The sequence below is a fragment of the Bradyrhizobium sp. 25ACV genome, assembly GCF_054863005.1.
In genome coordinates this window covers 177,930-196,568 of record NZ_JAVAYO010000010.1, presented here as the reverse complement: position 1 = coordinate 196,568, position 18,639 = coordinate 177,930, and the positions used below count along the sequence as shown (strand labels likewise).

Here is an 18,639-nt window from a genome sequence, read left to right as displayed (position 1 = left end):
GATGCGTGCTTATGAAAATCACCCGCCTGCGCCTTCACGGCTTCAAGTCCTTCGTTGAGCCCACGGACTTCGTCATCGAGCCCGGCCTGACCGGCGTGGTCGGACCCAACGGCTGCGGCAAGTCGAATCTCGTCGAAGCGCTGCGCTGGGCGATGGGTGAGACCTCGTATAAGTCGCTGCGCGCCGCCGACATGGACGCGGTGATCTTCGCCGGCTCCGGCAACCGTCCCGCGCGCAACCACGCCGAAGTGACGATGACGATCGACAATGCCGATCGCACCGCGCCGGCGGCGATGAACGACAGCCAGCTGCTCGAAATCTCCCGCCGCATCGAGCGCGAGGCGGGGTCGGTCTATCGCATCAACGGCCGCGACGTACGCGCCCGCGACGTGCAGATCCTGTTTGCGGATGCCGCCACCGGCGCGCGTTCGCCGGCTCTCGTCCACCAAGGCAAGATCGGCGAGATCATCCAGGCCAAGCCCGAGCAGCGCCGTCGCGTGCTGGAAGACGCTGCCGGCGTCGCCGGTCTGCACGCCCGCCGCCACGAGGCCGAGCTGCGGCTGAAGGCGGCCGAAACCAACCTGACCCGCGTCGAGGACGTGATCGGCCAGCTCGCAGGACAAATGGAAGGCCTGAAGAAGCAGGCCCGCCAGGCCGTGCGCTACCGCGAGGTCGCGGCCAAGGTCCGCAAGGCCGAAGCTACGCTCTTTCATCTGCGCTGGATCGGCGCGCATGCCGACGTCAACGAATCCGGCCAGACCCATGACATCGCCGTCCGCGAGATGGCCGAGCGCACCCAGCACCAGGCCGAAGCCGCCCGCATCCAGGCGATCCGCGCCGCCGAAATGCCGGCGCTGCGCGATGCCGAGGCGCGCGCCGCCGCAGGCTTGCAGCGCCTGACTAATGCCCGCGAGCTGCTCGACCGCGAGGAAGAGCGCGCCAAGGAGCGCGTCGCCGAGCTCGAGCGCCGCCTCGCCCAGTTCGAAGGCGATATCTCGCGCGCCCAGCAGCAAACCATGGACGCCGACGTCGCGCTGCAGCGGCTCGACACCGAAGATTCCGCGCTGAAAGAAGAGATCAAGTCGCGCGTCGAGAAGCGCTCCGGTGTCGACGAGCGCGTCGGCGAAGCCGAGGCGGTGCTGACCGAAACCGAGCAGCAGTTCGCCGAGCTCACCACCGCGCTCGCCGACCTCACCGCCAAGCGCAACCAGCTCGAGGCCAACGTCCGCACCCACCGCGACAAGCTCGCCCGGCTCGACCAGGAGATCGCGAACGTCGCAGCGGAAGAGCAGAAGCTTGCCGCCGAGACCGGCGGCTTCGGCGATCTCGACGAGCTGACCGCGACGGTCGAGACCGCGGAGCAAACGCTGGCCGCCTCGGAAGCCGCAGCGCAAGCGAGCGAAGCCGCCCACGTCGCGGCACGCCAGACGCTGGAATCCTCGCGCTCACCGCTGGTCGAGGCCGACAAGCGCGCACAGCGGCTCGAAACCGAGGCGCGCACGATTTCCAAGATCCTCAACGGCGAGACCAAGAATCTGTGGCCGCCGATCATCGACGGCATCACCGTCGACAAGGGCTTTGAAAAGGCGATCGGCGCCGCGCTCGGCGACGATCTCGATGCCCCGATCGACCCGTCGGCGCCGATGCGCTGGACCAATGTCGGACAGACCGACGGCGATCCGGAGCTGCCCGAAGGCGCCGTGCCGCTCGCCAATCATGTGCAGGCGCCGGCCGAGCTGACGCGCCGTCTGGCCCAGATCGGCGTGGTGCCGCGCGAGCGCGGTGCCGAGCTGGTCTCTCAGCTCAAGACCGGCCAGCGGCTGGTTTCGCCCGAGGGCGACGTCTGGCGCTGGGACGGTTTTGTCGCGGCCGCTCACGCCCCGACCGGCGCAGCGAGACGCTTGGCCGAGCGCGCCCGCCTCGTCGACATCGAGAACGAGCTGGAACAGGCCCGCATCGACGCGCAGATCAAGCGCCAGGCGCTGGAGAACGCCGAGTCCGAGCTGCAGATGGCGGCCAGCACCGAAGGCGCCAGCCGCGAAGCCTGGCGCGCCGCGCAGCGCGAGCTGAACGTCGCGCGCGAGCGTCATGCCACCGCCGAACGCGAGATCAGCCGTCACGCCGCGCGCAAGGCGACGCTGTCGGAAGCCCATAGCCGTCTCGCCGCCGACCGCGCCGAGGCCGAAGCTGCGTATGAATATGCCGAAGCCGGCATCTCCGAGCTGCCGTCGAGCGAGGACACCGAGACCCGTCTCGCCGCGGTCCGCAGCGACATCGAAGGCCATCGCCGCATGGCCGCCCAGGTCCGCGCCGAGGCGCAGGCGCTGGCGCGCGAGGCCGAGCTCGCCGACCGCCGCGTGCAGGCAATCCTGGCCGAACGCACCGAGTGGCAGAACCGCAAGGAGAGCGCGGCCTCCCACATCGACACCATCCAGGCCCGTATCGCCGAGCTCACGATCGAGCGCAGCGAGCTCGAAAACGCGCCGCAAGTATTCGCGGAAAAGCGCAGCGCGCTGATCACCGAGATCGAATACGCCGAGAACGATCGCCGCATGGCCGCCGATGCGCTCGCCACCGCGGAGACCGCGATGGCAGAGACCGATCGGGTCGCCAAGCTGACCTTGGAGGCACTCTCCAGCTCGCGCGAGGCTACCGCCCGCGCCGAGGAGCGCATGGAAGGCGCGCGGCGCCGGCTCGAGGACATCGAGCGCGAGATCCGCGACATGCTGGAAGTCGAGCCGCAGGCCGTTGCCGGCCTCGCCGAGATCGAGCCCGGCGCAGAGCTGCCGCCGCTGCACGACATCGAGGAAGACCTCGAAAAGATGCGCCGCGACCGCGAGCGCCTCGGCGCCGTCAATCTGCGCGCCGAGGAAGAGCTGCGCGAGGTCGAGACCCAGCACACGGGTCTCGTCACCGAGCGCGACGACCTGGTCGAAGCCATCAAGCGGCTGCGCCAGGGCATCCAGAGCCTCAACAAGGAGGCGCGCGAGCGGCTTCTGACCTCGTTCGAGGTGGTCAACAACCACTTCAAGCGCCTGTTCGTCGAGCTGTTCGGCGGCGGCGAAGCGGCGCTGCACCTGATCGAGAGCGACGACCCGCTGGAAGCCGGCCTCGAAATCATTGCCAAACCGCCGGGCAAGAAGCCGCAGACGCTGTCGCTTCTCTCGGGCGGTGAGCAGGCGCTGACCGCGATGGCGCTGATCTTCGCGGTGTTCCTCACCAACCCTTCGCCGATCTGCGTGCTGGACGAAGTCGACGCGCCGCTCGACGACCACAACGTCGAACGGTACTGCAACCTGTTGCACGAGATGACCGGCTCGACCGACACGCGCTTCATCATCATCACGCACAATCCGATCACGATGGCGCGGATGAACCGCCTGTTCGGCGTCACCATGGCCGAGCGCGGCGTCTCGCAGCTGGTGTCGGTCAGCCTGTCAGAGGCGGTGGACATTCTCGACCAGAACGTGGCGTGATATCCTTGGCGTCATTCCGGGGCTCGCGAAGCGAGAACCCGGAATGACGTGAGGTTGACGATGATCTCGCCCACGCTCCCTCCTGAACTCAAGGCCGCCCTCGACGGCAAGCTGCAGGGCTTCTCCCGCACCGACGCTGCACAACGGTCGCAGAAAATCTCGACCGCCTATCGCGCCGGCGGCGGCTCCGGCACGATCAAGTCGGACGCCGATGCGCTTGCCTATGCGCTCGCGCGCATGCCGGCGACCTACGCGGCCGTGGCCGCCAGCCTCAATGCGCTCACCGAGATTGCGCCCGATCTCGCCCCCGAAACGTTACTCGATATCGGCGCGGGCCCGGGCACCGCGAGCTGGGCCGCCGCGGAGGCGTTTTCCTCGCTGCAAGATTTCACCCTGCTCGACGCCAACGCCACGCTCAGCCGGCTCGCGCTCGAGCTGGCGCGCGACAGCTCGCGATTGGCGGAGTGCCGTTATTTGCCGGGCGATGCAGGCGCGAATCTCGCTGAAGTTTCCGAAGCCGATCTCGTCGTCGCGAGCTACGTCATCGGCGAATTGAGCGAAGCCGATCAACGCAAGCTCGCAGAAGCCATGTGGACCAAAGCGCGTCACGCGCTGGTCGTGATCGAGCCCGGTACGCCCGCCGGCACCGCGCGCATCCTCGCGCTGCGGCAGCAGCTGATCGCGGCTGGCGCTTACGTCGTCGCCCCCTGCCCGCACGAAAAGCCCTGCCCGCTCACCGCCCCCGACTGGTGCCATTTCAGCCAGCGCCTGCCGCGCTCGCAGGCCCATCGCCAGATCAAGGGCGCCGACGTGCCATTCGAGGACGAACGTTTTATTTACGTCGCGCTGACCCGCGCGCCGCCGACTACCCGCGCCGCGCGCGTGCTGGCCCCGCCGGATGTCGCCAAGGCCGAGATCGCGGCCAAGCTCTGCACCGAGGATGGCGTCGCCATCACGAGGGTGCCTCGTCGCGACAAGACCGCCTATGCTGGGGCACGGCGCTGGCGCTGGGGCGACGCCATTCTGTCCGAAAGTTAACCTCGTTCCGGACTTTCGCCTTGAACTCGGGCGGTTCCTCATTCGACCAAGTCTTACCTTCCCTCTGCGCCGGGCTCTCATCTCGCGCCGATTTGGTCTACCCTAGCGCCCTGCTTCTTCCCCCCTTCAGGAGTTCTCCATGTCGACCGGCTGGATCGTTCTCGGCGTCATCGTCGTCCTCGCGCTATTCGCCTTCAGCGCCTACAACCGCCTGGTGGCGCTGAGCCAGCGCGTCGGCCAGGCCTTTGCCGATATCGACGTGCAGCTCAAGCAGCGCCACGACCTGATCCCGAACCTGGTCGAGACGGTGAAGGGCTACGCCTCGCATGAGCGCGGCACGCTCGACGACGTCATCAAGGCACGCAATTCGGCGATGTCGGCGCAGGGGCCGGCGCAGGTATCCGCGGCCGAGAACCAGCTGTCCGGCGCGCTCGGCCGGCTGATCGCGCTGTCGGAGGCCTATCCCGACCTCAAGGCCAACGCCAATTTCCAGCAACTCGCATCCGAGCTTTCCGACCTCGAGAACAAGATCGCGGCGAGCCGCCGCTTCTTCAACAACGCGGTCCAGGAATACAACACCGGCATCCAGCAGCTGCCCGCCGCTTTGTTCGCCGGCATGTTCGGCTTCACCAGGAAGGACTTCTTCGATCTCGGCGCCAGCCGCACAGAGGTCGAGGCCGCGCCGCAGGTGAAGTTCTGATCTTGAGCCGATAGGCCGGCAGGGCACCCGCGTCATGGCCGCGTATGGTCTCTACACGCACATCGCCTCGAACAAGTTTCGTTCGATGCTGCTGCTCGCCGGCCTGTTCATGCTGGTCTACGTGCTGGTCTATGCTGGCGCGTTGGTCGCCGAAGTCGTCATCAACGGCAATGAGACCGTCGTCTTTTACCTGAGGCGCGCCCTCCACGATCTGATCGTGGCCGCACCGGTTGCGACGATCGTGGCGGCGGTTTGGGTCGTGATCGCCTATTTCTTCCACCAGTCGATGATCGACGCGGTGACCGGCGGCCACGACGTCACGAGGCAGGAGGAGCCCCGGCTCTACAATCTGCTGGAAAACCTCTGCATCTCGCGCGGCATCACCATGCCGAAGCTGAAGATCATGGAGAGCCCGGCGCTGAACGCGTTCGCGACCGGCCTCAATCCCAGGCAATATTCCATCACCGTCACCACGGGTCTCCTCAACGCGCTGAACGACAAGGAGATCGAGGCGGTGCTGGGACACGAGCTGACCCACATCAAGAACGGCGACGTGCAGCTGATGGTGGTCGCCGTCATCATCGCCGGCGTGGTCGGCTTCTTCGGTGAATTGTTCTTCCGCCTGTTCACCAATTTCAATTGGAGCTCCGGCTCCGGCGGCTCATGGTCCTCGGGCTCCTCCTCGTCGTCGCGGTCGTCCTCCTCGTCGAGCGACAACAAGAGTTCCGGCGGCGGCGCGGTAATCGTGATCATCATCGCGATCGTGCTGATCGTTGTGGCCTGGCTGCTGTCCCAGGTGGTCAAGCTCGCACTGTCACGTTCGCGCGAATATCTCGCCGACGCAGGCTCCGTCGAGCTGACGAAAGATCCCGATGCGATGATCTCGGCGCTGCGTAAGATCGAGAATCGCGGCGAGCTGCCCGGCGCAACCTCGGCCGTGATGGAGCTCTGCGTCGACAATCCCCGCGAGGGCTTTGCCGATCTGTTCGCGACCCATCCATCCGTGCAGTCCCGAGTCGACGCGCTGGTCAAGTTTGCCGGCGGCCACGATCCGGGCCCGCTGCCGCCGACCGAGGAAACGGACGAGCCCGAGGCGCAAGCAGACCAGCAGGACACCCCACCGCCGCTGCGTCATGGCCCGTGGGACGACGCCAGCGGCCCGGCCGCTCCTCCGCCGCCCCTGCCCGCACCCGGCTCCTCGGAGACCGCGAGCAGCAAGCCTACAGGCGATCTCATGGGTCCCTGGGGCCGTCATTAAGCACGCAATGTCCCGCCATGCGCGGCGCGTTTCACCGCGATTGGGAAAAACTTCGGGAATTGCCGTATCGACATGCCGAGGATTTGAATTCTCCCTTGTTTCTGCCATGTTCGCGCCCAACAGCAGACTTGGGACATCCTTGGGGCATCCTTGGGACATCGATTTGGGGCCCGGCCGATTGCGACCTCGCGATCGGGGGCGCGCGTTAGGGGACAGCAATGGCAAAGCCGGCAGTGGTTGTGGTGGGCGCGGACAAGGGCGGGGTCGGCAAGACCACGGTATCGCGCACCTTGCTCGATTATTTTTCCGCCAACAACGTGCCGACGCGCGCCTTCGACACGGAATCGCCGCGCGGAACCCTGAAGCGCTTCCACCCCGACATCACCGAGATCGTCGACATGACGACGACATCGGACCAGATGAAGATCTTCGACACGCTCAACGCGGTGAGCCCGTCGGTGACCGTGATCGACGTTCGCGCCGGCCTGCTCTCGCCTGCGCTGGCTTCGCTGCGCGACATCGGCTTCCTCGACGCCGCCAAGGCCGGCCAGATCACCTTCGCAGTGTTCCACATCCTCGGACCCTCGATCGCCTCGCTGGAGGAGATCGCCGAGACCGCCGGCTTCATGACCGGCGCAAAATATTTCCTGGTGAAGAACTTCATCAACGACACCCAGTTTTTCCAATGGGACCAGGCGACCTACAATTCCTACTTCCACCGCATCAAGGACGCGACCGAGCTGACCATCCCCAAGCTCAACGAAATGGCCTATGAGCAGGTCGAGGTTTCGTCCGTCCCGTTCCTGAAATTCGTCGCCAACAAGGGCATCAGCGACGAAGCCGCGAACTATTCGTTCGTGCTGCGCGGCTATGTCCGGCACTGGCTGGCGAATGTCTGGAGCGAGTTCGACCGGATCCGGCTGACCGATATCGTCGGCTCGAAGCCCGTCACCCGCAACAGCGAAAAATAGTTGCGCAAGCAGGGCTGATACGGCTGGATTGGTCGCCAGGTTCGACTGATATAGCTGCCGATGCCCGCAACGCCCGTCTACATCATCTGCTCGCCCCGCCCGCAGGTCGGCAAGACACTGCTGGCGCGGCTGCTTGCCGAATTTCTGCTGCTCAAGAACGGCAATGTCGCGGCCTTCGACGTCAATCTGAAGGAACCGTCGCTGCTCGACTACCTGCCAAAGATCACGGAGACCGCCGACGTGATCGATACCTACGGCAAGATGCAGCTGATGGACCGCGTCATCGTCGATGACGGCATGGCCAAGGTGATCGACCTCGGCTTCCACGCCTTCGACGAGTTCTTCAAGATGACCGACGAGATCGGCCTCTTGAAGGAGGCCGCCCGCCGCCATGTCGCACCGCAGATCCTGTTCGTCGCCGACACCGACCGCGCCTCGGCCCGCGCCCACGAGATGCTGCGCGGGCAGATCCCGCGGATGAACCTGATCACCGTGGACAATGAGTATGTCGTGCGCGGCGAGCTGCCGGCCGCGATGGCCGGCGGCCGGCTGTTCCGCCTGCCTGCCTTGCCCGGCTTCCTCAAGACCTATGTCGACCGGCTGAACTTCTCCTTCACCGGCTATCTGCGCCAGGAGAAGGACGCCTCGACCGAGCTGCACCAGTGGACCCGGCGGAATTATTTTGCCTTCCGCGAGCTCGAGCTCAGCCTGATCCTTCAGCGATCCTAGATAATTTCACCCGGATAATATTGACTGGGGGCTGAAGCGAGCTTATTGAGGCGGGCATCGGTATCCCCTCAGCAAGGCCCGTCACCGTGAGCATCGACCGGAAAGCAGCGATCGCCGCCTACAAGGAGCGAAAGACCATCGCGGGCATCTTCGTCGTGCGTTGCGCGGTCTCGGGCGAGGCCTGGGTCGGCCAGGCGCCGAACCTGGAGACGATCCAGAACCGCATCTGGTTCTCGCTACGCCAGGGCAGCCACACCTGCCGCAGCCTTCAGGCTGCCTGGAATGCGCATGGCGAGGCCGGCCTGACCTTTGGCGAATGCGAGCGCCTGGAGGATGAGGAAACCGCCTATGTCAGGAACGCGCTCCTGAAGGAGCGCCTGCTGCATTGGCGGGATGAACTGAAGGCCGAGGCGATCTGAAGATCGCGGCGACCTCTCAGTGTCCCCCGAACGTCATCAGCGTGCGCACAGGCACGTCCATGGCGCGCAGCTTGGCGGCGCCGCCGAGCTCAGGCAGATCGATGATGAAGCAGGCGGCGACGACGTTGGCGCCGATCTGGCGCAGCAGCTTCACCGCGCCTTCCGCGGTGCCGCCGGTGGCGATGAGGTCGTCGACCAGGATAACGCGCTCGCCGGGATGGATGGCGTCGACATGCATCTCCATCTCGTCGATGCCGTATTCGAGCGAATAGGCGATGCGCACGGTGGTGTGCGGCAGCTTGCCCTTCTTGCGGATCGGCACGAAGCCGGCCGAGAGCTGGTGCGCCACCGCGCCGCCGATGATGAAGCCGCGCGCTTCCATGCCGGCGACCTTGTCGATCTTGTTGCCGGCCCAGGGATTGACGAGCTCGTCAACCGCGCGGCGGAAGGCGCGCGCGTCCGCGAGCAGGGTCGTGATGTCGCGGAACATGATCCCCGGCTTGGGGTAGTCGGGGATGGTCCGGACGCTCGCCTTGATGTCGTGGTCAAAGGTCATTGGTGCCTCTCAATCGACACGCGCATCCAACCGGAACGCGTTTTCAACAATACGCAAGCCCACCTCATTGCCGAGCGACATCAGCGATTCCGGGTGGAATTGCACGCCGGCGACCGGCAGGGTCTTGTGCTCCAGCGCCATGGCGACGCCGTCCTCGGTGCTGGCGGTGACGGACAACACCTCCGGCATGCTGTCGCGCTCGACGAAGAGCGAATGATAGCGGCCGATGACGATCTCGTTCGGCAAATTGCGCATCAAGCGTCCGCCGCGCACCTGCACCCGCGAGGGACGGCCGTGCGCAGGATGGGTGAGCTGGCCGAGCTCGCCGCCGAAATATTCGCCGATCGCCTGCACGCCGAGGCAAACGCCGAACATCGGCAGCTTCTTCTCCAGCGCCGCATCGATGGTCTTCTTGATCCCGAAATCTTCCGGTCTGCCGGGGCCCGGCGACAGCACCAGCAAATCCCATGTCTTCCGCTTGAGCATGTCGAGTGCATGCACATGCCGGACAACGGTGACGTCGGCGCCGACCTGGCGGAAATAGTCCGCGAGCATATGGACAAAGCTGTCGTCGTGGTCGATCAGCAGCACTCGCTTGCCCGAGCCGGTCGCATCGGGGGCAAAGGTCGACAACGGCTTCGGCGGATCGCCGCGCAGCGCCTGGAACAGCGCGGCGGCCTTGACCTGGCATTCGCGGTCTTCTGCGGCCGGATCGGAATCGAACAGGCAGGTGGCGCCGACGCGCACTTCGGCCAGACCATCCTTCATGCGGATGGTGCGGATGGTGAGGCCAGTGTTGATGCTGCCGTCGAAATTCACCGCGCCGATCGCGCCGGCATACCAGCGCCGCGGCGAGCGCTCATGGTCCTCGACGAACTGCATCGCCCACAGCTTTGGCGCACCGGTCACGGTGACGGCCCAGGCGTGGGTGAGGAAGGCGTCGAGCGCGTCGAAGCCGGGACGCAGCATGCCCTCGACATGATCGACGGTGTGAAACAGTTTTGAATAGGTCTCGATCTGGCGCCGCGCCAGCACCTTGATCGTGCCGGGCACGCAGACGCGCGCCTTGTCGTTGCGGTCGACGTCGGTGCACATGTTGAGCTCGAACTCGTCCTTTTCCGAGTTCAGGAGCTGGCGGATCTGCTCGGCGTCGCCGATCGCATCGGTGCCGCGCGCGATCGTGCCCGAGATCGGGCAGGTCTCGACCCGGCGCCCGTCCGAGCGCACGAACATTTCCGGCGAGGCGGAGACGAGAAATTCGCCCTCACCCAGATTCATCAGCGCGCCGTAGGGCGACGGGTTGATGACGCAGAGGCGCTGGAAGACTTCGGCCGGCGAGCGGTCGCAGGGCTCGGCGAACAGCTGCCCCGGCACCGCTTCAAAGAGATCACCGCGGGCAAAGGCCGCGCGTGCGGTCTCCACCGTCGCCTGATATTCGCCGGGCGCGTGATCGGCAAAACCCTGCCGCGGCGTCTTCAGGTAAGGACTATCGGCGGTCTCGCGCGGCAGGCCCTCGGTGGACTTGCCCTTCCAGGCAAAGTCATAGCTCAGCACGACGCCGCGGCCGGTGGCCCGGTCATAGGCCAGCAGGCGATCGGGCACGTAGAGCACGATGTCGCGCTGGTCCTGCTCGCGCGCGCGCTTCTGCACGAGGTCCTCGATCTGGAACACGAGGTCGTAGGCGAAGGCGCCGAACAGGCCGAGCAGCCCGTCGTCATTGGCCGAGAAGGCGGCGACGAGATCTCGGACCAGCGACATCACGCTGGCACGCCGCGTGCGTTGATCTTCCTCGACCGGTGCATCGCCGCGGATGATGTGGCCGGCCAAGCGCGTCGCGGTCTTCTCGGAGATCACGACGCAGGGCTCGCGCAACACATCAGTCAGGAAGGCGATCAGCACCTGCCCACGCTCGTTCAGCGCTTCCAGCTTGAAATTGACGCCTGATGTTTCGAGCTTGAGCGGTGGATCGGAGAAGCCGAGGTCGAAGCTCTCGTAGCGGCCGGGTACAGTCGTGCCCGAGGACAGCACCACGCCGCGGCGGCGGTCGAGCAGATTGATGAGGTCGTCGAGCCGGCTGGCGCCGCCGGTGAATTGCTCGGCCACGCGCGTGATCGCGAGACCCGCGCGGGTCACGTAATCGCTTCTGGCCGGGAGGGCAAAGACTGTCCTGTTCATGTGATCCTCTTGGGGTCCTCTTACGAGACTTGCCGAGGAAACGCCACACAGGACAAACGATCGGGCCGCCGCACTGCGTTGGCGACCTCAGACGATTTGGGAAAGGAAAATCGCACCGGCCACCTCGTTAGGAGGTGCGCCACCAAAGACGGGCTGGGCGGACGGCGGTGCTCATGGGGCGGATACTCACCATGGCGCGGGGGCGGCGTCAAGGGTGCGCGTCCCAGCCAAAAGTCGTCGTCCCGGACCGCAGATCCGGGACCCATCACCACAGGAAGCGGTTTGACGAAGACTCGTGGCTCCGAGCCCGAACCATCACTTTTCCCTGGGGGTATGGGTCCCTGCTTTCGCAGGGACGACACCGAAATTGCAGCGCTCCTTGCGCTCCTAGTTACCCCAAATGCTTCCGGAAAAACTCCGTCGCCCTGCCCCAGGCGAGCTCGGCGGCCTCGCGGTCGTGTACGGCCTGGCGCTGCTCGTTGACGAAGGCGTGCTCGGCGTCATAGCGGAACAGCTCCAGCGACTTCCCGGCGGCCTTCATGGCCTTCTCGAAGCCGCCCACCAGCTCAGGCGTGCACCAATCGTCCTTGTTGGCGAAATGGGCCTGGAGCGGGATCTTGACGTCGGCGGGCTTGGCCGCCTGCTCCGGCGGGATGCCGTAGAACACGACGCCGGCCGCGAGCTCCGGCACATGCACCGAGCCGATGATGGTGACGGCGCCGCCGAGACAGAAGCCGGTCAGCCCGACCTTGGCGCCGTTACGCGACAGATATTGCGCCGCGCCGCGCACGGTCTGCGTGGTGGCGTCCATGAAGTCGAGCGAGTTCATCTCCTTGTTGGCGCTGTCCGTGTCGTGATACGGCACCACCTTGCCCTTGTAGAGATCAGGCGCCAGCGCATCGAAACCGGCCAGCGCGAAGCGGTCGCACAGGCCCTTGATCTGGTCCGACAGGCCCCACCATTCCTGGATCACGACCACGCCCGGCGCGTTGCCGCGCGCGGCGTTGGCAAGATAGCCCGAGGCGTCCTTGCCGTCCGGACGCTTGAAGGTGATGGCGGTTCCCATGGTGTCCTCCGATGAGTTCTTGGGGGAGCGGTTGGTGGCATTTTGGCGGGTGCATGCGAATGACGCAATCACCGCGCAAACAAACTCTCGTGCCCCGGATGCTGCGCAGCGCGCCGCCCCTGCGGCGTGATGCGCTGCTGATCCGGGGCGCAGCTACGAGCATTCCGGGTCCCGGCTCGCGCTTCGCGCGTCCGGGACACGGACCCAACAAAAAAGCCCCCTTGCGGGGGCTTCTTCATTTCTCGTCGCATCAGAGCGCTCAGTGGGAGCTGGCCCAGACCTTCTTCTTGGTGAAGTACATCAGCCCCGCGAACAGGATCAGGAACACGAAGACCTGGAATCCGAGGCGCTTGCGCGCTTCCATGTGCGGCTCTGCGGTCCACATCAGGAAGGTGGTGACGTCCTTGGAATATTGCGCGACCGTGGTCGGCGAGCCGTCGTCATAGGTCACCTGGCCGTCGCTGAGCGGCTTCGGCATCTTGATGGCGTGGCCCGGGAAGTACTTGTTGTAGTACGAGCCCTCCGGAATGGTGACGCCTTCCGGCACCTTGTCCTCGAAACCCTGCAGCAATGCCGAGACGTAATCCGGGCCCTGCTCCTGGAACTGGGTGAAGAAGTCGAAGATGAACCAGGGAAAGCCGCGCTTATAGGAGCGCGCCTTGGTGATCAGGGACAAATCGGGCGGCGCCGCGCCGCCGTTCGCCGCGCGAGCGGCCTGCTCGTTCGGGAACGGCGAGGGGAAATAATCCGCCGGACGCCCCGCACGCTCGAACATGTCGCCGGCATCGTTCGGACCGTCCTTGACCTTGTATTCCGACGCGAAGGCCGCCGCCTGCGCCACCGAATAGCTGGGCCCACCGGGCTCGGCGAGGTTGCGGAAGGCCACATAGGACAGGCCGTGGCAGCTGGCGCAGACCTCCTTGTAGACCTTCAAGCCGCGCTGCAGCGCGCCGCGGTCGAACTTACCGAAAGGGCCGGAGAACGACCATTTGTTGCCCGGAGGCGTATCGCTGCCTTCAGACGCCTTCGCGCTGTCGACCGAGCCTGCGAACAACGAACCGGCGAGCGCCAGCATGATCGCGGTCGAGACCATCGGCGTCGATCGGCTGCCGGTCTTGGCCAGCACCGCATCCGAGATCGAGTTCGGCACCGGCCGCGGCTTCTCGATGCGCGAGAGCAGCGGCAGCACGATCAGGAAGTAGGCGAAGTAGCAGACCGTCAGGACCCGGCCGGCAATGACGTAGATGCCTTCCGGCGGCTGCGCCCCGAGATAGCCGAGCAGGATGCAAACCACGACGAAGATCCAGAAGAACTGCTTGGCCAGCGGGCGATACTTCGACGACCTCGTCTTCGCGGCGTCCAGCCAGGGCAGGAAGCACAGGATGATGATCGCACCGAACATCCCGATGACGCCGGCGAGCTTGTTCGGGATCGAGCGCAGGATCGCGTAGAACGGCAGGTAATACCATTCCGGCACGATGTGTGGCGGGGTCACGCCCGGGTTCGCCGGAATGTAGTTGTCGGCGTCGCCGAGATAGTTCGGCATGTAGAAGATGAACCAGGCGTAGAGCAGCATGAAGCAGGCGACGCCGAACATGTCCTTGATGGTGGCATGCGGCGTAAACGGCACCGTATCCTTTTCCGTCTTCGGCTCGACACCGTCGGGGTTGTTCTGACCGGCGACGTGCAGCGCCCAGACGTGGAGCACGACGACGCCCGCGATCAGGAACGGCAGCAGGTAATGCAGCGAGAAGAAGCGGTTCAGCGTCGGATTGCCGACCGAATAGCCGCCCCACAGCAGCGTCACGATGCTCTCGCCGACATAGGGTATGGCGGAGAACAGGTTGGTGATGACCGTGGCGCCCCAGAAACTCATCTGGCCCCAGGGCAGCACGTAGCCCATGAAGCCGGTCGCCATCATCAAGAGGTAGATGATGACGCCGAGGATCCACAGCACCTCGCGCGGCTCCTTGTAGGACCCGTAATAGAGGCCGCGGAACATGTGAACGTAGACGGCGACAAAGAACATCGATGCGCCGACCGCATGCATGTTGCGCAGCAGCCAGCCGTAGTTCACGTCGCGGACGATCAGCTCGACCGACTTGAAGGCGAGATCGGCATGCGGCGTATAGTGCATCGCCAGGATCACGCCGGTCAGAATCTGCATCCCCAGCATGAAGGAAAGGATGGCGCCGAAGGTCCACCAATAGTTCAGGTTACGCGGGGTGGGATAGGCAACGAACGAGGAGTGCATGAGGCCGAGGATCGGCAGGCGCCGCTCGATCCATTGCAGGGCCGGATTGCTCGGCTGGTAGTCGGATGGTCCGCTCATGATGCGATCCTGAGGAAATAATACGACGAGACGGCGCGAAGCTTCGGACGAGGGTCCGAGGCTCAGCCGATCTGGATTTTGGTGTCGGAAACGAACTGGTACGGCGGCACCGGCAGGTTCGCGGGCGCGGGCCCCTGGCGGATGCGGCCGGACGAATCGTACTGCGAACCATGGCAGGGGCAGAAGAACCCGTCGTAATTGCCCTCATGAGCGATCGGGATGCAGCCGAGATGGGTGCAGATGCCGATCACGACCAGCCACTGCTCATGGCCGGACTTGACCCGGGCCTCGTCGGACTGCGGATCAGGCAGGCTCGCCACGTTGACGGCGCGCGCCTCGTCGATCTGCTTCTTGGTGCGGTGGCTGATGTAGATCGGCTTGCCGCGCCAGAACACCTTGATGTCCTGCCCCTCGGCGACCGGGCTGAGATCGACCTCGATCGGCGCACCGGCGGCGATGGTCGAAGCGTCAGGATTCATTTGGGAGATGAAGGGCCAGAGCGCAGCTGCGCCCCCTACTGCTGCAGCTGCCCCCGTTGCAACGAATAAGAAATCACGGCGTGTCGGATGGTCCGCCGAAGACGCTGTCGTCACGATTCCAACCCTTTCTTCTTATGCCACCGGTGGAACCGCTCCAGGAGCCCCCAAGGTCCCCGGAACAGTCTGCCAGCGCCCGCGGCCCCCCGCGGCGGCAGAACTTCGCCCATTCACCTCTAAACGGGTGAAACAGCAGTCCAGAATCGTTCTATTGGCACCCTTGCCGGGCGAGCGCAAGCCCGCTATCGGCGCGGGAGCGTGCAATGCACGAATTCCGCGGCCAGCGATGTTTTATTGAGACATTTCCGGTCCGCATCGCCCTCGATACAGCCCTCGCACAGCCCATGCAGATAGCGCTTTTCCAACCCGACATCGCCCAGAACACCGGCACGATTCTCAGGCTTTGCGCCTGCCTGGGCGTCGCCGCCCATATCATCGAACCGGCGGGTTTCCCGGTCTCCGACCGCTTGTTCCGCCGGGCGGGAATGGACTACCTCGACCATGTCAGCCTGACCCGCCATGACTCCTGGTCGAAATTCGAGGACTGGCGTGCGGCACATGGCTACCGCCTGCTGCTGTTCACCACGAAAGCTGCCACCGACTACCGCGATTTCCGTTACCAGACGTCGGACATCCTGCTATTCGGGCGCGAGAGCGCCGGTGTCACCGACGCGGTGGTCGAGGCCGCGGATGCGCGGCTGGTGATCCCGATCAAGGCGGGGCTGCGGTCGCTCAATGTCGCCATGACTGCGGCCATGGCCGCCGGCGAGGCGCTGCGGCAGATCCGGAACCCGCAAGTCTGACAGATTGAGGAGAGACGATTGAGTTACGCGGTCAAGGAAATCTTCCTGACCCTGCAAGGCGAAGGCGCCCATGCCGGGCGCGCGTCCGTGTTCTGCCGTTTTGCCGGATGCAACCTCTGGAGCGGCCGCGAGGCGGACCGCCTTGAGGCCACCTGCAAGTTCTGCGACACGGATTTCGTTGGAACCGACGGCACCCTCGGCGGCCGCTACGGCTCGGCCGCGGACCTCGCCGATACCATCGCCGCGCAATGGACTGCGGCCGCCGCCAACCGCTACGTGGTGCTGACCGGCGGCGAGCCGCTGCTCCAGGTCGACGCCGCGCTGATCGAGGCGCTCCACGCCCGCGGCTTCGAGATCGGCGTCGAGACCAACGGCACCATCGCAGCGCCGGAGGGGCTGGACTGGATCTGCGTCAGCCCCAAGGGCGGCAGCGAGCTGGTGCAGCGCGAGGGCCACGAGCTGAAGCTGGTCTATCCGCAGGCCCTCGCCGCGCCCGAGACCTTCGAGCACCTCGCCTTCGAGCGCTTCTCGCTGCAGCCGATGGACGGACCGGAGGTCATCGAGAACACCGCGCGCGCGATCGACTACTGCCTGCATCATCCGCAATGGCGGCTCAGCGTGCAGACGCATAAATCGCTCGGCATCAGATAGAACGCGACCGGGAATGCAGATGGATATGTCAACGATCGACGACCGCAAGGGCCGCGCCCGCACCTGGTTCGAGGCCTTGCGCGACGACATCTGCGCCAGCTTCGAGCGGCTGGAAGATGACGCGCCGCAAAGTCTCTATCCGGGCGAGGCCGGCCGCTTCAAGCGCACGCCCTGGCAGCGCACCGACCATACCGGCGCGGCTGGCGGTGGCGGCGTGATGTCGATGATGCATGGCCGCCTGTTCGAGAAAGTCGGCGTGCACTGCTCGACCGTACACGGTGAGTTCGCGCCCGAATTTCGCGCCCAGATCCCCGGCGCCGCGGACGATCCAAAATTCTGGGCCTCCGGCATTTCGCTGATCGCACATATGCGCAATCCGAACGTGCCCGCCGTGCACATGAACACCCGCTTCGTGGTCACCACCAAGGCCTGGTTCGGCGGCGGCGCCGATCTCACACCGGTGCTCGATCGAAGGCGCAACCAGGACGATGCCGACAGCATCGCCTTCCACGCCGCGATGAAGCAAGCCTGCAATCAGCCGAACGGCGTTGCCGACTACGACAAGTACAAGAAATGGTGCGACGAATATTTCTACCTGCCGCACCGCAAGGAGGCGCGCGGCATCGGCGGCATCTTCTACGACTGGCACGACAGTGGTGACTGGGACGCCGATCTCGCCTTCACCAAGGACGTCGGCCGCGCTTTCCTCAAGATCTACCCTGACATCGTCAGGCGCAATTTCGCGGCAGGCTGGACCGCCGCAGACCGCGAGGAGCAACTGATCCGGCGCGGCCGCTATGTCGAATTCAACCTGCTCTACGATCGCGGCACCATCTTCGGGCTGAAGACCGGCGGCAATGTGGATTCGATCCTGTCGTCGATGCCGCCGGAGGTGAAGTGGCCATGACTGTTTCGAGGCCGCTGCCGCGCGCCATGCTGATCGACATGGATGACACCATCCTGTCGGCCTATGGCCGGCCCGAGATCGCCTGGAACACGATCGCGAACGAGTTCGCCGAAGAGCTGGCGCCGCTGCCGCCGCCGCAAGTCGCAACCGCAGTGCTCGCCTTTGCGCGGCAGTTCTGGTCGACTGCGGAGCCGATCTGGCGGATGAAGCTCGGCGAGGCGCGGCGGCTCACGGTGCGCGGCGGCTTCGCCGCGCTCGCCGCAAGCGGCCATCGCGCCCTGCCCGACGATCTCGCCGATCGCATCGCCGACCGCTTCACCACCTATCGCGAGGAAGCAATCTTCGTCTTCCCCGGCGCGCACGATGCGATCGACGCGTTCAGGGCACGCGGCATCAAGCTCGCGCTGGTCACCAACGGCGCCGCCGACATGCAGCGTGCCAAGGTCGAGCGGTTCGAGTTGACCCATCGCTTCGACCATATCCAGATCGAGGGTGAGCACGGTTTCGGCAAGCCGGAGGAGCGCGCCTATCTGCATGCGATGGAGGCGCTGGGCGTTGCCGCAAAGGACACCTGGATGATCGGCGACAATCTGGAATGGGAAGTGGTGACGCCGCAGCGCCTCGGCATCTATTCGATCTGGATCGACGTGCACGGCGACGGCCTGCCCGAAAGCTCGACGGTCAGGCCCGACCGCATCATCCGCTCGCTGACCGAGCTGGTGCCGGGCCGGCCGTAACCCGGGCCCGAAGCAAAATATCGAAAAACAACCCCATGCACAGTAGACGGCCCTTGCAAAAACAAGGGCTTACGGATTTTACGAACGCCTCCGGTCCATCAGGCAAAGCAGGGCTATGATGGCATCATTGCGGGACTGGCGATGAAGGCCTCTGTCAACAGCTCGTCTGATTCCAAATCATGCTGGAGCGCGTGTCGCTAAAGCGATCATTCGCTCTCTTCGGCAGACAAGGGCGACAGTTTGACGCGACTGTGAGCCGCAATTTCGGACCGCGGTGGATATAGT

The 18,639-nt window shown here is 65.2% G+C and carries 16 protein-coding genes; 11 read left to right on the top strand and 5 right to left on the bottom strand.

Going from position 1 to position 18,639, the window contains the following annotated elements; genetic code table 11:
- Positions 1–11: 11 nt before the first annotated feature.
- The 7 genes from smc (at position 12) to RAD04_RS23715 (ending at position 8,591) form a co-directional block, all read left to right on the top strand.
- Entirely contained in the window at positions 12–3,476 is a 3,465-nt protein-coding gene (smc, locus tag RAD04_RS23745; RefSeq protein ID WP_461625699.1) for a chromosome segregation protein SMC, read from the top strand.
- A gap of 60 nt (positions 3,477–3,536) precedes the next feature.
- On the top strand, positions 3,537–4,514 hold the full coding sequence (locus RAD04_RS23740; RefSeq protein WP_461625698.1) for a small ribosomal subunit Rsm22 family protein: 978 nt from the start codon (positions 3,537–3,539) through the stop codon (positions 4,512–4,514).
- Between the two features lie 139 nt (positions 4,515–4,653).
- Positions 4,654–5,214, top strand: coding sequence for a LemA family protein (locus RAD04_RS23735; protein WP_018323315.1), 561 nt, complete (start codon positions 4,654–4,656; stop codon positions 5,212–5,214).
- Between the two features lie 34 nt (positions 5,215–5,248).
- Positions 5,249–6,472 carry a M48 family metallopeptidase gene (locus RAD04_RS23730; RefSeq protein ID WP_461625697.1) on the top strand — a complete coding sequence of 408 codons (1,224 nt, stop codon included), beginning with the start codon at positions 5,249–5,251 and terminating at the stop codon, positions 6,470–6,472.
- A 218-nt stretch (positions 6,473–6,690) separates the two neighbouring features.
- On the top strand, positions 6,691–7,443 hold the full coding sequence (locus RAD04_RS23725; RefSeq protein ID WP_018323313.1) for a P-loop NTPase family protein: 753 nt from the start codon (positions 6,691–6,693) through the stop codon (positions 7,441–7,443).
- 60 nt (positions 7,444–7,503) lie between these two features.
- Positions 7,504–8,172: a P-loop NTPase family protein gene (locus RAD04_RS23720; RefSeq protein WP_028141698.1), complete on the top strand. Its 669-nt coding sequence runs from the start codon at positions 7,504–7,506 to the stop codon at positions 8,170–8,172.
- An 86-nt stretch (positions 8,173–8,258) separates the two neighbouring features.
- Positions 8,259–8,591 carry a GIY-YIG nuclease family protein gene (locus RAD04_RS23715; RefSeq protein WP_461619689.1) on the top strand — a complete coding sequence of 111 codons (333 nt, stop codon included), beginning with the start codon at positions 8,259–8,261 and terminating at the stop codon, positions 8,589–8,591.
- Between the two features lie 16 nt (positions 8,592–8,607).
- On the opposite strand, the gene RAD04_RS23710 is transcribed toward RAD04_RS23715, so the two are convergent.
- The 5 genes from RAD04_RS23710 to petA all read right to left on the bottom strand — a co-directional run bounded on the left by RAD04_RS23710 (position 8,608) and on the right by petA (position 15,313).
- Entirely contained in the window at positions 8,608–9,147 is a 540-nt protein-coding gene (locus tag RAD04_RS23710; RefSeq protein ID WP_461625696.1) for an adenine phosphoribosyltransferase, read from the bottom strand.
- Between the two features lie 9 nt (positions 9,148–9,156).
- The gene (locus tag RAD04_RS23705) at positions 9,157–11,322 is read right to left on the bottom strand and encodes an anthranilate synthase component I (RefSeq protein WP_461625695.1); all 2,166 of its coding nucleotides are present in this window, start codon (positions 11,320–11,322) and stop codon (positions 9,157–9,159) included.
- Positions 11,323–11,713: 391 nt separating this feature from the next.
- Positions 11,714–12,388 carry a dienelactone hydrolase family protein gene (locus RAD04_RS23700; RefSeq protein WP_095426928.1) on the bottom strand — a complete coding sequence of 225 codons (675 nt, stop codon included), beginning with the start codon at positions 12,386–12,388 and terminating at the stop codon, positions 11,714–11,716.
- Between the two features lie 259 nt (positions 12,389–12,647).
- The gene (gene fbcH, locus RAD04_RS23695; RefSeq protein ID WP_095426908.1) at positions 12,648–14,720 is read right to left on the bottom strand and encodes a cytochrome b/c1; all 2,073 of its coding nucleotides are present in this window, start codon (positions 14,718–14,720) and stop codon (positions 12,648–12,650) included.
- A gap of 62 nt (positions 14,721–14,782) precedes the next feature.
- Positions 14,783–15,313: a ubiquinol-cytochrome c reductase iron-sulfur subunit gene (petA, locus tag RAD04_RS23690; protein ID WP_026232845.1), complete on the bottom strand. Its 531-nt coding sequence runs from the start codon at positions 15,311–15,313 to the stop codon at positions 14,783–14,785.
- Between the two features lie 287 nt (positions 15,314–15,600).
- On the opposite strand from petA, the gene RAD04_RS23685 reads away from it, so the two are divergent.
- From RAD04_RS23685 to RAD04_RS23670, 4 genes are read left to right on the top strand one after another with little or no spacing between them, the layout of a single operon-like run.
- Positions 15,601–16,059, top strand: a complete 459-nt coding sequence (locus tag RAD04_RS23685; protein ID WP_461625769.1) for a tRNA (cytidine(34)-2'-O)-methyltransferase — start codon at positions 15,601–15,603, stop codon at positions 16,057–16,059.
- 18 nt (positions 16,060–16,077) lie between these two features.
- Positions 16,078–16,710, top strand: a complete 633-nt coding sequence (gene queE, locus RAD04_RS23680; RefSeq protein ID WP_461625694.1) for a 7-carboxy-7-deazaguanine synthase — start codon at positions 16,078–16,080, stop codon at positions 16,708–16,710.
- 19 nt (positions 16,711–16,729) lie between these two features.
- Positions 16,730–17,617 carry an oxygen-dependent coproporphyrinogen oxidase gene (hemF, locus tag RAD04_RS23675; protein ID WP_461625693.1) on the top strand — a complete coding sequence of 296 codons (888 nt, stop codon included), beginning with the start codon at positions 16,730–16,732 and terminating at the stop codon, positions 17,615–17,617.
- Positions 17,614–18,354, top strand: coding sequence for an HAD family hydrolase (locus tag RAD04_RS23670; protein WP_461625692.1), 741 nt, complete (start codon positions 17,614–17,616; stop codon positions 18,352–18,354). The genes hemF and RAD04_RS23670 overlap by 4 nt, the downstream gene beginning before the upstream one ends.
- The last annotated feature ends 285 nt before the right edge of the window (positions 18,355–18,639 follow it).